General features: G+C 54.8%; 16 protein-coding genes. 4 read left to right on the top strand and 12 right to left on the bottom strand.

The features are described 5' to 3' along the window. Positions 1-9 precede the first annotated feature (9 nt). Positions 10-1,314, top strand: coding sequence for a serine dehydratase subunit alpha family protein (locus tag V5P19_RS15380; RefSeq protein ID WP_334404750.1), 1,305 nt, complete (start codon positions 10-12; stop codon positions 1,312-1,314). A gap of 35 nt (positions 1,315-1,349) precedes the next feature. Here V5P19_RS15380 and V5P19_RS15375 read toward each other — a convergent pair whose 3' ends face one another. Next, positions 1,350-2,051: a pirin family protein gene (locus tag V5P19_RS15375; RefSeq protein WP_334404748.1), complete on the bottom strand. Its 702-nt coding sequence runs from the start codon at positions 2,049-2,051 to the stop codon at positions 1,350-1,352. Positions 2,052-2,155: 104 nt separating this feature from the next. Here V5P19_RS15375 and yhaJ point away from each other — a divergent pair, with 104 nt between their 5' ends. After that, on the top strand, positions 2,156-3,058 hold the full coding sequence (gene yhaJ / locus V5P19_RS15370) for a DNA-binding transcriptional regulator YhaJ (protein ID WP_334404746.1): 903 nt from the start codon (positions 2,156-2,158) through the stop codon (positions 3,056-3,058). Between the two features lie 38 nt (positions 3,059-3,096). On the opposite strand, the gene V5P19_RS15365 is transcribed toward yhaJ, so the two are convergent. The 11 genes from V5P19_RS15365 to V5P19_RS15315 all read right to left on the bottom strand — a co-directional run bounded on the left by V5P19_RS15365 (position 3,097) and on the right by V5P19_RS15315 (position 10,383). Continuing rightward, complete coding sequence (locus V5P19_RS15365) at positions 3,097-3,462, bottom strand: DUF805 domain-containing protein (RefSeq protein ID WP_334404744.1); 366 nt, start codon at positions 3,460-3,462, stop codon at positions 3,097-3,099. 106 nt (positions 3,463-3,568) lie between these two features. Then, positions 3,569-4,555 carry a glutathione S-transferase family protein gene (locus tag V5P19_RS15360; protein WP_334404742.1) on the bottom strand — a complete coding sequence of 329 codons (987 nt, stop codon included), beginning with the start codon at positions 4,553-4,555 and terminating at the stop codon, positions 3,569-3,571. A 72-nt stretch (positions 4,556-4,627) separates the two neighbouring features. Further along, positions 4,628-5,020: a DoxX family protein gene (locus tag V5P19_RS15355; protein WP_003862651.1), complete on the bottom strand. Its 393-nt coding sequence runs from the start codon at positions 5,018-5,020 to the stop codon at positions 4,628-4,630. Positions 5,021-5,259: 239 nt separating this feature from the next. Next, the gene (locus V5P19_RS15350; RefSeq protein ID WP_334404740.1) at positions 5,260-5,556 is read right to left on the bottom strand and encodes a YqjK-like family protein; all 297 of its coding nucleotides are present in this window, start codon (positions 5,554-5,556) and stop codon (positions 5,260-5,262) included. Beyond that, positions 5,553-5,951 carry a phage holin family protein gene (locus tag V5P19_RS15345; RefSeq protein ID WP_334404738.1) on the bottom strand — a complete coding sequence of 133 codons (399 nt, stop codon included), beginning with the start codon at positions 5,949-5,951 and terminating at the stop codon, positions 5,553-5,555. The genes V5P19_RS15350 and V5P19_RS15345 overlap by 4 nt, the downstream gene beginning before the upstream one ends. A gap of 2 nt (positions 5,952-5,953) precedes the next feature. Next, positions 5,954-6,259, bottom strand: a complete 306-nt coding sequence (locus V5P19_RS15340; protein WP_334404736.1) for a YqjD family protein — start codon at positions 6,257-6,259, stop codon at positions 5,954-5,956. 29 nt (positions 6,260-6,288) lie between these two features. After that, entirely contained in the window at positions 6,289-6,657 is a 369-nt protein-coding gene (locus V5P19_RS15335; RefSeq protein ID WP_334404734.1) for a DUF1090 domain-containing protein, read from the bottom strand. A gap of 143 nt (positions 6,658-6,800) precedes the next feature. Continuing rightward, on the bottom strand, positions 6,801-7,184 hold the full coding sequence (mzrA, locus tag V5P19_RS15330; RefSeq protein WP_334404732.1) for an EnvZ/OmpR regulon moderator MzrA: 384 nt from the start codon (positions 7,182-7,184) through the stop codon (positions 6,801-6,803). A 2-nt stretch (positions 7,185-7,186) separates the two neighbouring features. Then, entirely contained in the window at positions 7,187-7,849 is a 663-nt protein-coding gene (yqjA, locus tag V5P19_RS15325; protein ID WP_334404730.1) for a DedA family general envelope maintenance protein YqjA, read from the bottom strand. A gap of 343 nt (positions 7,850-8,192) precedes the next feature. Beyond that, on the bottom strand, positions 8,193-8,969 hold the full coding sequence (exuR, locus tag V5P19_RS15320; RefSeq protein ID WP_334404728.1) for a transcriptional regulator ExuR: 777 nt from the start codon (positions 8,967-8,969) through the stop codon (positions 8,193-8,195). A 115-nt stretch (positions 8,970-9,084) separates the two neighbouring features. Then, entirely contained in the window at positions 9,085-10,383 is a 1,299-nt protein-coding gene (locus V5P19_RS15315; RefSeq protein WP_334404726.1) for an MFS transporter, read from the bottom strand. Between the two features lie 475 nt (positions 10,384-10,858). On the opposite strand from V5P19_RS15315, the gene uxaC reads away from it, so the two are divergent. Both uxaC and V5P19_RS15305 read left to right on the top strand, forming a co-directional pair. After that, positions 10,859-12,271, top strand: coding sequence for a glucuronate isomerase (gene uxaC / locus V5P19_RS15310; protein WP_334404724.1), 1,413 nt, complete (start codon positions 10,859-10,861; stop codon positions 12,269-12,271). Positions 12,272-12,288: 17 nt separating this feature from the next. After that, a complete protein-coding gene (locus V5P19_RS15305) occupies positions 12,289-13,776 on the top strand; it encodes an altronate dehydratase family protein (protein WP_334404722.1) in 1,488 nt (495 codons plus the stop codon). The last annotated feature ends 18 nt before the right edge of the window (positions 13,777-13,794 follow it).

Below are 13,794 nucleotides of genomic sequence, written 5' to 3'. Positions count from 1 at the left end.
GTCGTAACGATGTCTGAGCAAATTCATCCTTTATGGAATCATTTTATTCGCGCCGTGCAGGAAGAAGTCAAACCTGCGCTGGGCTGTACCGAGCCCGTCTCTCTGGCGCTCGCGTGTGCGATAGCGGCTGAGCTGTTGCCGGGTGATGTCTCGCGAATCGAGGCATGGGTATCGCCAAACCTGATGAAAAACGGGCTAGGCGTCACGGTGCCCGGCACCGGCATGGTTGGGTTACCCATTGCGGCGGCATTAGGGGCCACGGGCGGCAATGCCCATGCCGGGCTGGAAGTGCTGAAAGGTGCCTCAGCCGACGCACTGATACGGGCCAAAGCGCTGCTCAATGCGGGAAAGGTACAGGTGAAGCTGCAGGAGCCGTGCGAGGAGATCCTCTATTCCCGCGCCTGCGTCTACGCGGGTGAAGCCTCGGCAAGGGTGACTATCGCCGGCGGTCATACGCGCGTCGTGGAGGTGGTATGTCAGGGGGAAACGCGCTTTGTGCTCGACGATCGGGAAGGCGAAATGCATGACGATCCGTTGGCGGTGCTGTCATCTGCCACGCTATCGCAAATTGTCGACTTTGTAGAGCAGGTGCCGTTCGACGCGATTCGCTTTATTCTTGAGGCCGCGCATCTGAACGATGCGCTCTCCCGGGAGGGGTTAAGTGGAAGATGGGGGCTACACATCGGTGCAACGCTGCATAAGCAACGTTCGCGGGGATGGATGGCGCAGGATGTGGGCTCGGACATTGTTATCCGTACCAGCGCGGCCTCTGACGCGCGTATGGGCGGAGCGACGTTGCCCGCGATGAGCAACTCGGGATCGGGCAACCAGGGGATCACCGCAACGATGCCGATCGTGGTGGTGGCCGAGCACGTTCAGGCTGATGACGAACGGCTTGCGCGGGCGCTGATGCTGTCGCATCTTTCGGCCATTTACATCCATTATCAGCTTCCGCGTTTGTCAGCGCTGTGTGCCGCCACAACGGCCGGGATGGGGGCTGCCGCAGGAATGGTGTGGCTGATGGGCGGAGGTTATCAGACGATTGCGATGGCCATCAGCAGCATGATTGGTGACGTCAGCGGAATGATCTGCGACGGTGCATCTAATAGCTGCGCGATGAAGGTGTCAACCAGCGTCGGAAGCGCCTGGAAAGCGGTGATGATGGCGCTGGACGACTCGGCTGTGACGGGCAACGAAGGGATTGTGTCGCACGATGTTGAACAGTCTATCTCGAACCTGTGCGCGTTAGCATGTCGGGCCATGCAGGTGACGGACAGGCAGATCATTGAGATTATGGCGAATAAGGTGTCCTGACGAGACTTCTCTCCCCGATAGGGGAGAGGAGATGTTTACACCGGTAAATCAATCAGCAGCGCGCGCAGCGGCGTATCGGCCACCAGCGTGATATTCGCTTCATCACGAATAAACGCCCCGTCCCCGCAGGTGAGCGCTTCTTTCTCTTCCGTGTGCGTTACTGCATGCACTGTGCCGTGAATCGACTGCAGATAAGCGCGCGGGCCGTGGAGCTGGAAGCTCGCCTGTTCACCTTTCTTCAGGTCGATATGGTGCAGCCACACCTGCTGACGTAGCTGCAAACTGCCTTTGCTGCCGTCGGGTGATGCAATCAACTGCTGCTTTTCGCTTTTCAGATCTATTTTCTGCACCAGCGGGTTTTCCCGCTCAGGGCAGGCATCCAGCCACAGCTGCATACGCGTCAGCGTCTTATCTTTGCTGAGATTATGCTCGCTGTAGCTGATGCCAGGCTGCGTTGAAATTAACAACGCTTCGCCAGCCTTTGCCTGGACATGATTGCCCTCGCTATCGCGGTATTCTGCCTCGCCTTCCAGGATCAGGTTCAGGATATCGACTTTCGGATACGTACGCGGCTGGAAGGCACTGCCCGGGGCGAGCACTTCCTGATTCAACACGCGCAATGAAGCGTAACCGAGGAGTTTAGGGTCAAAGTAGTGTCCAAAGGAAAAGGTGTAGCGGGCCTGCAGCCAACCGAAATCGGCTTGTCCGCACTGTTTAGCTGTTCTTGTCGTAATCATAAACGTGACCTCTCTTTACACTAAAACAATGGTAAAGGTATGGACGCTTCATTGTTAGCCAGATATTCTGCCCGGTATGTTCAAATTTCCTGAATGAGAACGAGATGGCTAAAGAGAGAGCATTGACGCTTGAGGCGCTTCGCGTCATGGACGCGATAGACCGGCGTGGCAGCTTTGCTGCAGCGGCAGATGAACTGGGGCGCGTTCCGTCTGCGCTGAGCTACACCATGCAGAAGCTGGAGGAAGAGCTGGATGTGGTCCTCTTTGACCGCTCCGGTCATCGAACAAAATTCACGAATGTCGGCCGTATGCTGCTGGAGCGTGGTCGCGTACTGCTCGAGGCAGCAGATAAGCTGACGACCGATGCCGAAGCGCTGGCGCGCGGTTGGGAAACCCATCTGACGCTGGTCACCGAAGCGCTGGTGCCGACCGAAGCGCTGTTCCCACTTGTCGACAGGCTGGCAGGTAAAGCCAACACCCAATTGTCGATCATCACCGAAGTGCTGGCAGGGGCCTGGGAGCGCCTGGAAACGGGCAGGGCGGATATCGTGATTGCGCCGGACATGCACTTCCGTTCTTCATCGGAAATCAACTCACGCAAGCTTTACAGCGTGATGAACGTCTACGTCGCCGCACCGGATCATCCGATTCATCAGGAACCGGAGCCGCTCTCTGAAGTCACCCGCGTGAAGTATCGCGGGGTGGCGGTAGCGGATACCGCGCGCGAACGTCCGGTACTCACGGTACAGCTGCTGGATAAACAGCCTCGACTGACGGTAACGTCGCTGGAAGATAAGCGTCAGGCTTTACTGGCAGGACTGGGGGTGGCGACGATGCCGTATCCGTTCGTCGAGAAAGACATTGCCGAAGGTCGGCTGCGGGTGGTTAGCCCAGAGTACACCAGTGAAGTGGATATCATTATGGCGTGGCGTCGTGACAGCATGGGCGAGGCCAAATCGTGGTGTTTGCGTGAAATACCCAAACTCTTTGCTCATTACAACAAATAAGCGTGCAGGCCCGGTAAGCGAAGCTACCGGGCTGTGTTCTATGCGCCGAGCTTCGGGTCAGGACCAAAGCGGTTTTCGCCAGGCGTTCCGCTCTGACAGTTGAAGATCAATATCACGATCCAGCCAACAATCGGGATCAGCAGCAGCATTAGCCACCAGGCTGAACGATCGGTGTCGTGCAGGCGACGGAACTGTACGGCCCAGGACGGCAACAGAATAAATATCCCGTAAATTGATGTGAGAATGCCTTCTCCTCCAGCCCGCTGCCAGCCGAGTATTTTATCCATGATGCCCAGCACCACGAGAAGGACGAAGTTCACCAGAACGAACATCCAGTACTCTTTGCGCCGTGCTCGGCCGCCAAATCCAACGTAGTTGCGAAGTACTTTTAAATACCAGTCCATTTTCCTTGCCTCATTAATCAGTCAATCACTTGTTTTTTAAGCGATCGAGGTAAGGATAGATTCTTACTGTGAATTAAAAAAGGGAATCAATAGATTCCCCGGATAATTAGCCAAAACGAACGTCGCGCCCGTGCGGTTCATCTAGATCCTGCCACGGCCCAATGGAGATAATGCCCGTTGGGTTGATGGTTTTGTGGCTGCGATAATAGTGGGTGCGGATATGGTCAAAATCGACCGTTTCCGCAATGCCCGGCGTCTGGTAGAGGTCACGCAGGAAACCATACAGATTCAGGTAGTCACTGATGCGATGTTTATCGCACTTGAAGTGGGTGACATACACCGGGTCAAAGCGTATCAGCGTGGTCCACAGGCGGATGTCCGCTTCCGTCAGGCGTTCGCCCGTTAGGTAGCGATGTTGGCCCAGGATCTGCTCCAGACGCTCCAGCGATTCAAACACTTTTCCGACCGCTTCGTCGTAGGCTTCCTGGCTGGTGGCGAAACCCGCTTTATAGACCCCGTTGTTCACGTTGTCGTAAATCCAACCGTTCAGATCATCGATCTTATCGCGCAGCTCGGCGGGATAGTAATCCCCGGCGCGGGCACCGTGCGCGTCAAACGCCGTGTTGAACATGCGGATGATCTCTGCAGACTCGTTGCTGACAATTGTCTGATTTTTCTTGTCCCACAGTACCGGCACGGTGACGCGTCCGGTGTAGTGCGGGTCGGCGCGCAGATAAAGCTGGTAAAGGAAATCGTGGTGATATAGATCGTCGCCCGTCGCGGCAGGGAAATCACCGTCAAACGTCCAGCCGCTTTCCAGCATCAGCGGGTTTACCACCGAAACGGGGATGAGCGATTCCAGGCCTTTAAGTTTTCGCACAATCAGCGTGCGGTGTGCCCACGGGCAGGCGAGTGAAACATAGAGATGATAACGGTCTTTCTCGGCCGCAAAGCCACCTTCGCCGCTTGGGCCAGCTGCGCCGTCGGCGGTCAGCCAGTTACGGAAGGCCGAAACAGAGCGCTTGAAGCGACCACCGGTGGATTTGGTGTCATACCAGACATCCTGCCAGACGCCGTCTACGAGTTGTCCCATTTTTTTCTCCTCCGTCAGATAGCAAAAGCGAGGAGATGTCTCCTCGCTTTGTGTTCATTCAGTATAGCGTGCTTACCACTTCTTATTCAGAAGGCGGTCGATGCTGTATGCGCCTGGACCCGTGATGGCCAGCAGCAGGAAGCCGCCTGCGATGGTCAGGTTTTTCATGAACATCAGGGAGTTCACGCCTTCCGCAAAGTTGCTGTGGAAGATGAACGCCGTCAGCAGGGTGAAGCCTGCGGTGAACAGGGCAGTGGTACGGGTCAGGAAGCCGAACAGTACCGCCAGGCCGCCGCCGAACTCAAGCAGAATGGTCAGTGGCAGCAGGAACCCCGGCACGCCCATGGCTTCCATATACTGCTGGGTACCCGCATAACCGGTGATTTTTCCCCAACCTGCAGTGATAAACAGAATTGGCATCAGAATGCGCGCTACCAGTACACCAACATCTTCTAATTTTTTCATTTTACTCTCCAGGAAACCACATCAGCGGCTGAACTTTATTTTTGTGCAAATTCGGGTAGATACCGCGCCTTTGCTGTCGATGGAGAGAATCATAAACGTGACGAATGACAATTGTTAGCAAGGAAAACTGTCAAACTTCATCAAAGATATTGAGTAAGGGGATGTGCGCGATGGGGTTTCACCCACGGGAGAGGGGGCAAAAATAAAAAACGGTAACAGGCGTTACCGTTTTGCTTTTATCACCGTAGCTGCTGCTGGCGCAGCGTGGTTTTCACCAGACGCCAGGCACTCCAGGCCCCAAAGCCGCGCCGGGCCCAGCGGATGAGCATATTTGGATGACGGATGCTCCAGATAGCCATCACGCTGCTCCCGACCAGCGCCCAGGAACGCAGGCTCAGGAAGGTGCTCCACCCACGGTCAAACCGACGCGTCGCGTCAATCCAGTCGCGACGGCTGGCAGACAAATCCAGCCGTTGCTGCTGGATCTCACTTAACAGGTAAGCTTTTCGCTTCTGACGTTCGGCTTTATCGCTCACGGCTTGTCATCCTCCAGCAACGAACGATCGTTGGCTAATTCCTGACGCGTATGACGCAGGAAAGTGGACTGGCGTGCTTTGCGCAGCGTCCAGATGCCGCCAATCAATGCTGCAACCAGCAGAACCACGGTGGTGGCAATCATCGCGTTAAGCCGATACTGCGGATCGATGGCCCAGATGATTAACACCATCAGGCTCATCAGCCCGAACGCGGCGAAGAGCATGGTAAGCCCGAGCATCAGCAGCATCTGGAAGAGATTGGCTTTCTCCTCTTCCAGCTCAACCACTGCCAGTCGGACGCGCGTTTCGGCAATGCCGACCAGCGTGGTTAAAATACGCTGGCCGATACCGAGGACGTTATTAGCAGGCCCTTGTGCGTGACGTGGATCTTCCATAATCAGCGACGCGTGAGCAGAACACCCAGCACCACACCGACTGCGGCACCAATACCGACGCCTGTCCACGGATTATCGCGAACATATTCATCAGCACGTGCGGCGGCCTCACGGGTTTGCTTCGCCAGCGCATCACCGGTTTCGCCCAGACGATAGCGGCTCTCTTTCAGCGCATGCTCTGCTTTGCTGCGCAATTTGCTGACTTCTTCCTTAGACTTATCGGCCGAGGAGTTCAGCACCTCTTCCAGGGTGTCAGCCAGGGACTTCAGTTCAGCGCGCAGATGTTCTGATGTGGTATCTTTTGACATGATTTTCTCCTGTTGAGATTTCCGTTAACTCAATAATCGCGAGCTTCCAGCGCTTTCAGATCGTCCTGCGCTTCTTGCAGCTTTTTCTCGCGTTTGGCAATTTTCTCCGCATCCCCTTTCTCTTTCGCTTCCTGCAGGTCTTGACGGCGCTCAGCTATCTCGTCCTTTTGTTCAGCGATTTTCTTCTGGTGATCGGCACGCAGCTTGCTGTCCGTGCAGTTGTCTTTCACTTCGCTCAACGCTTTCTTCAGACCCTCAATCCGGTGCTGATTGTTATGCTTCTCGGCATAACTGATTTCACGTTGGATCTCTTGCTCTTTCTGCTGACAGAGAGAGTTCGCGAAGGAGGCAGTGCTTAAAGATAAAAGGGCCAGAGCCAGAGTGATGCGGTATTTCATTATTGAAACCTTCCATTGTGTGACGGCGCGAGCCGTTATCCAAAATAACGCGGAGAACATCTGAGGGGTGCTCCGCGTACTTAAGCATAGTAAGTAAACGGGGGATTCACCAAAGTTAGTGAAAAGATTCGGAATCCAGGAAATTATCCGAACCGATGCGAGGTATCGCGCAACCGCGATAGCCAGGTTGCCGAGGGGCCGTCATCTTCCTGTTGGGCAATGATATACCCGTGCGGCAGCGTACGGTCGAGCACGGCTTTTGCCGCCGCGCTCTGCGCACTGGAGTCAAATTTAATCAGCAGCACGTCGTCTTGCGGGGTGATGCTCTTAAAGCGAATTCCGTTGGCATCCAGGTGGTGCCAGACAGAAAACCCGTCAGGCACGCTGGCTCCCTGATTCACAGGGCGAATGGCCAGCGTGGATTCCTGCTGCTGAAGCGCTGTCCAGGCCAGAATCATGGCGCAGAGGATGACCAACGCAATCATGGCATAGGAAAAACGGCGCAGAGAGAGCGGAGAGATAACCATGGTTAACCTCTGGCTCCGTATTTTTTCTTCAGCAAGACGTACAGCGAACCCACCAGACCAAAGACCAGCAGGACAACAGGCAGCAACATCAGGCACGACATCAGCTGATCTTCATATTTCATGAACACCGGCGTTTTGCCCAGCGCGTAGCCCAGCGTAGTGAGGATCAGTACCCACAGCAGGCCACTCATCCAGTTAAAGAACTGGAAACGCGCGCTGCTCAATCCGGACAGGCCTGCAATAGTAGGCAGCAGCGTGCGTACAAAGGCGATAAAGCGGCCAATCAGCAGCGCGGAAAGCCCATGCTTATGGAACAGGTGGTGCGCTCGCTGGTGATAATGAGCGGGAAGATGCGAAAGCCAGTTCTGCACGATTCGCGTGTTGCCAAGCCATCGCCCCTGAATATAGCTCAGCCAGCAGCCGAGGCTGGCCGCAATGGTTAATAGCAGGATGGTCTGCGGGAATGCCATCGCGCCTTTGGCGCACAGTACTCCCACCAGCACCAGCAGGCTGTCGCCAGGTAAGAAGGCAGCAGGGAGCAGCCCGTTCTCAAGGAACAGGATCATAAACAAGACGAAATAGAGCATGCCAATCATGGAGGGGTTGGCCAGCGTTTCGAAATCCTGCGCCCAGAGGGCATTCAGTAGTTGGGTCAAAAGTTCCATTCAGTGTTCCTGGAAATCGGTTAACGTCACGCCTGTTATCCGGGAAAAACAGCACGGCGACATTGTTGTGATTTCATTATGGTCGCTCGCGGACACAGTAACGTGTGGCCAACACTGTTCCCTGTTAATTGGCTGGTTAGCAAGCACTAACTTACAAAATAACGAAGTGAATCCAATTGTAACAAAGCCCAACGTTCTGCGTCACAGAATTTGCAGGGATGAAATGATTTTGGCGTAAGCCTTGGAGGGGAGCGAGGGATTTTACAAAGGCTGACACTATATATGTTTTGCTTACCCCGGGTTACCGGAAGGCGCAACGAAGCGCCTGCCAGTGAAAAAGGGGCTATTTTGCCAGACTGGATGCGGTATCGAGGTGAACCACCGGATTATCTGCAAAGAGATAGCGGTCTGCGTTGAATTCGAAGTCGTCGCTGGTTTCGTTGAAAAGCATCTGCTTGGTGTTTTCCAGATGTTGCCACATTGCCAGTTTAGCGGCATGAGGATCTTTGCGAATCAGCGCCTTAAGAATCTGGTCATGGTCGTCACACCAGTTATCGACGGTGCGAGAATCAATGTGATCGTGCAATTTCTTCCAGTACGGGTTGTGAACGCGCTGAGTCCACATTTTTTCCACAATTGCGGCCAGGGCCGTATTCTGCGTTGCCAGCGCAACCTGAACGTGGAACTGCAGATCCCATTCTGAATCGCGGAAGCATTTTTCCTTACGCGCGTTCTCCTGGATCTCCATCAGCTTCATGATGTCCTGTTTGGTCACCTGAGTGGCGGCAAACTCGGCAATATTGCTTTCAATCAGCTGGCGAGCCTGGAGCAGCTCAAACGGCCCATAGCTGGCAAACTCAAGATTTTCGTCCGGTACCGGAGAGTGTTTCGCCTGGTTAGAAATGACGTGAATGCCGGAGCCTTTGCGAACCTCAACATAGCCTTCCACTTCAAGCATGATGATGGCTTCGCGCACTACGGTGCGGCTTACGCTTTTTTCATCTGCAATGAAGCGCTCAGCGGGGAGTTTATCACCGACAAGATAGACACCTTGCTCGATGCGATCTTTCAGCTCGGCGGCAAGTTGTTGATATAAACGACGTGGTTCGGTGATTTCCATATGCGCTCCAGGCAAGGTACAGCGGAATATTTGTTATACCACTTTTGCGTGCCAGTCTCCAGATTTTGCCATCAAAAAAGCCGCCCGAAGGCGGCTTCTGTGACATGGACTTTTGCTAACTCTGCGTCGCCGGTCCCCCGACGGACTCCTTCTGTAGCTCATCTGCCGATTTGCTTTTCAGCACCGTCCAGATTACGACCGCGCCCATCAGGTCGAAGATGGCCAGTACTGCGAACAGAGGGCTGAAGCCGATGGTATCGGCCAGCGCGCCGACCACCAGAGCAAACATGGTGCTCGCGGTCCAGGCAGCCATACCGGTCAGGCCGTTTGCGGTTGCCACTTCGTTACGACCAAAGACGTCAGAAGAGAGTGTAATCAACGCACCGGAAAGTGACTGGTGAGCAAAGCCACCAATACACAGCAGGCCAATTGCGACGTATGGGCTGGTGAACAGGCCAATCATACCTGGGCCAATCATCAGCAGCGCACCCATGGTCACCACCATTTTGCGGGAAACGATCAGGTTCACGCCAAACCAGCGCTGGAACAGCGGCGGCAGATAACCCCCAACGATGCAGCCAAGGTCAGCGAACAGCATTGGCATCCAGGCGAACATCGCGATCTCTTTCAGGTTAAAGCCGTACACCTTAAACATGAACAGCGGGATCCAGGCGTTGAAGGTACCCCAGGCGGGTTCTGCCAGGAAACGTGGCAGGGCGATACCCCAGAACTGACGGGTGCCCAGAATCTGCCAGACCGTCATTTTTTTGCCATTGTTGGTCTGATGCTGAGATTCCTGACCCCCAATGATGTATTCACGTTCTTCTTCGGACAGCTTTTTCTGATCGCGCGGGTGTTTATAGAAAATCAGCCACGCCATTGCCCATGCAAAGCTCAGGACGCCAGAAATGATGAACGCCATCTGCCAGCTGTGCATCACGATAGCCCACACCACCAGCGGTGGTGCAATCATCGCACCGATGGAAGAACCCACGTTAAAGTAACCTACAGCAATCGAACGCTCTTTTGCCGGGAACCACTCAGAGCTCGCTTTCAGGCCCGCAGGGATCATTGCGGCTTCCGCTGCACCTACTGCACCGCGCGCCAGCGCCAGGCCACCCCAGCTGCCTGCCAGTGCGGTCGCACCACAGAATACAGCCCAGGCAACGGCGAAGAAGGCATAGCCAATTTTTGTACCGAGAACATCAAGAACATAACCTGCAACAGGCTGCATGATTGTATAAGCCGCGGAATAAGCAGCAATGATGTAGGAGTATTGCTGTGTGGAGATATGCAACTCTTCCATCAACGTTGGCGCCGCTGCTGCCACGGTGTTACGTGTCAGGTAGCCCAGCACGGTGCCAAGCGTCACCAGTGCAATCATGTACCAACGTAACCCTTTAATTTTACGCATGTAAAACCTCATCGTTATGTTATTTCCGTGCCAGAGCACGGTAACCTCTCAACCGTGTTCGGGAGCGGTTTTGTAACGGGAGGGGCGAAACCGGGATAATGTCCCGGAACGGCCCGAACCTTGCCATAAGTCATCGTGCATAAGTCGGTTTCCGTACCGTAAAATCCGATGTATCAACACCGGTAATGCATTCCGTCGGCGTAGTGTTTGCGACGGCAAAAAGATAACTTGTCATACAACTTTAAAAGGTGAGTGACATCACAAAAGTGTGATTCTTTGTAGGGACATTATTCAGCGCTAATGAAGCCAGCACTGGCGCGGGTTGCAACAGGGTTTACTCCATTTGGGGTAATTTATTTGTCGGCGTTTATTGATCTAACTCACGAAAAAAACTTCGGGTAGTGGAAATTGGTGTGATAACTTTGCAGCATCTGAACATAAGCTTTCTGACGCACTCGTTACGAGGAAGACGATAATGACACCGTTTATGACCGACGATTTTCTGCTGGATACCGAATTTGCTCGCCGCCTGTACCACGACTACGCAAAAGACCAGCCAATTTTCGACTACCACTGCCACTTGCCGCCGCAGCAGGTTGCCGAAAATTACCGTTTCAAAAACCTGTATGATATCTGGCTGAAAGGTGACCACTACAAATGGCGCGCCATGCGCACCAACGGCGTTGCTGAGCGCTTGTGTACCGGCGATGCCACTGACCGCGAAAAGTTTGACGCGTGGGCGGCGACCGTCCCGCACACCATCGGCAACCCGTTATACCACTGGACGCATCTTGAGCTGCGCCGACCGTTTGGCATCACCGGGAAACTGCTCTCTCCCGCGACGGCTGATGAAATCTGGGACCAGTGCAATGCATTGCTGGCGCAGGATCAGTTCTCTGCACGCGGTATCATGAAGCAGATGAACGTGAAGATGGTGGGGACTACCGACGATCCTGTCGATTCGCTGGAACACCACGCGGTGGTCGCCAAAGATACCTCGTTTGATATTAAAGTCCTGCCGAGCTGGCGCCCGGACAAAGCCTTTAATATTGAGCAGGACACCTTTGCGGACTATATGGCTAAGCTTGCCGAGGTGTCTGATACCGATATTCGTCGTTTCACTGACCTGCAATCCGCGCTGACCAAGCGTCTGGATCACTTTGCCGCACACGGCTGTAAAGTGTCTGACCACGCGCTGGACGTGGTGCTGTTTGCAGACGCCAGTGAGGCCGAGCTGGACAGTATCCTGGCGCGTCGTCTCTCCGGTGAATCCTTGGGCGAGCATGAAGTGGCCCAGTTCAAAACGGCGGTGCTGGTGTTCCTCGGTGCGGAATATGCGCGTCGCGGCTGGGTTCAGCAGTATCACATTGGCGCGCTGCGTAATAACAACCAGCGTCAGTTCAAACTGCTGGGCGCGGATGTCGGCTTCGACTCCATCAACGATCGCCCGCTGGCGGAAGAACTGTCAAAACTGCTGAGCAAACAGAACGAGCAAAACCTGCTGCCGAAAACCATCCTGTACTGTCTGAACCCGCGCGATAACGAAGTGCTGGGCACCATGATCGGCAACTTCCAGGGCGAAGGCATGCCGGGCAAGATGCAGTTCGGCTCTGGCTGGTGGTTCAACGATCAGAAAGACGGCATGGAGCGTCAGATGACGCAGCTGGCACAGCTGGGTCTGTTAAGCCGCTTTGTCGGCATGCTGACCGACAGCCGCAGCTTCCTCTCCTACACTCGCCACGAATACTTCCGCCGCATTCTGTGCCAAATGATTGGCCGCTGGGTGCATGCAGGCGAAGCGCCGGCTGATATTCAACTGCTGGGCGAAATGGTGAGAAACATCTGCTTTAACAATGCGCGTGACTACTTCGCCATTGAACTGAACTAAGGCCGTTTGAGGTTGATATGCAATACATCAAAATCCATTCGCTGGATAACGTTGCCGTAGCGCTGGCCGATCTGACCGAAGGGACGGACGTCACTTTCGGACACCAGTCCGTCACGTTACGCCAGGACATTGGTCGTGGACATAAATTTGCCCTGATCCCCATCGCAAAAGGGGAAAACGTGGTGAAGTACGGTTTGCCCATCGGCCATGCGCTGGCGGATATTGCCCCGGGTGAATACATTCATTCTCACAATACCCGTACCAATCTCAGCGATCTGGACGAGTACAGCTATCAACCGGATTTTCAGACAGAAGAAGGGCAGGCGGCGGATCGTGACGTCCAGATCTACCGCCGCGCCAACGGCGACGTGGGGATCCGCAACGAGCTGTGGATCCTCCCGACCGTAGGCTGCGTTAACGGGATCGCGCGTCAAATTCAGACGCGTTTCCTCAAAGAGACCAACAATGCTGAAGGTACAGACGGCGTGCATCTTTTCAGCCACACCTACGGTTGCTCTCAGCTCGGTGATGACCACATCAATACCCGTACCATGCTGCAAAACATGGTGCGCCACCCGAATGCGGGCGCGGTGTTGGTGATTGGCCTGGGGTGTGAAAACAACCAGGTGGATGCCTTCCGTGACACGCTGGGCGAGTTCGACCCCGAGCGCGTGCACTTTATGGTGTGTCAGCATCAGGATGATGAAGTCGAAGCGGGTCTGGAGCAGCTTCGCCAGCTGTATGAGGTGATGCGTCACGACAAACGCGAGCTGGGCAAACTGAGCGAGCTTAAGTTCGGCCTGGAATGCGGCGGTTCTGATGGGCTGTCCGGCATCACCGCCAATCCGATGCTGGGCCGTTTCTCGGATTACCTGATTTCGAACGGCGGTACGACTGTGCTAACCGAAGTGCCGGAGATGTTTGGCGCAGAGCGGATTCTGATGAGCCACTGCCGCGACGAAGCGACGTTTGAGAAAACCGTCGCCATGGTGAACGATTTCAAACAGTACTTCATCGCCCACAATCAGCCGATTTATGAGAATCCCTCCCCGGGCAACAAGGCGGGTGGGATCACGACGCTCGAAGAAAAATCCCTGGGATGCACCCAAAAAGCGGGCGCCAGTCAGGTGGTGGACGTTCTGCGTTACGGTGAACGCCTTAAAACCCGCGGTCTGAACCTGCTGAGCGCACCGGGTAACGATGCGGTCGCCACCAGCGCCCTGGCCGGAGCCGGTTGCCACATGGTGTTATTCAGCACCGGGCGCGGTACGCCGTACGGCGGTTTTGTGCCGACGGTTAAAATCGCGACGAACAGCGAGCTGGCTGCGAAGAAAAAACACTGGATCGACTTTGACGCGGGCCAGTTGATCCACGGCAAAGCGATGCCTGAATTGCTGATGGAGTTTGTAGACAGCATTGTGGAATTCGCTAACGGCAAGCAGACCTGTAACGAGAAGAACGACTTCCGCGAGCTGGCGATCTTTAAGAGTGGCGTGACGCTGTAAGGTTTTTGACAGCGATCT

The organism is Enterobacter sp. UNJFSC 003, assembly GCF_036903355.1.
Classification (GTDB): domain Bacteria; phylum Pseudomonadota; class Gammaproteobacteria; order Enterobacterales; family Enterobacteriaceae; genus Enterobacter.
Note: the sequence above shows the minus strand (reverse complement) of the source record. Positions and strands in the feature narration are given on the sequence as shown.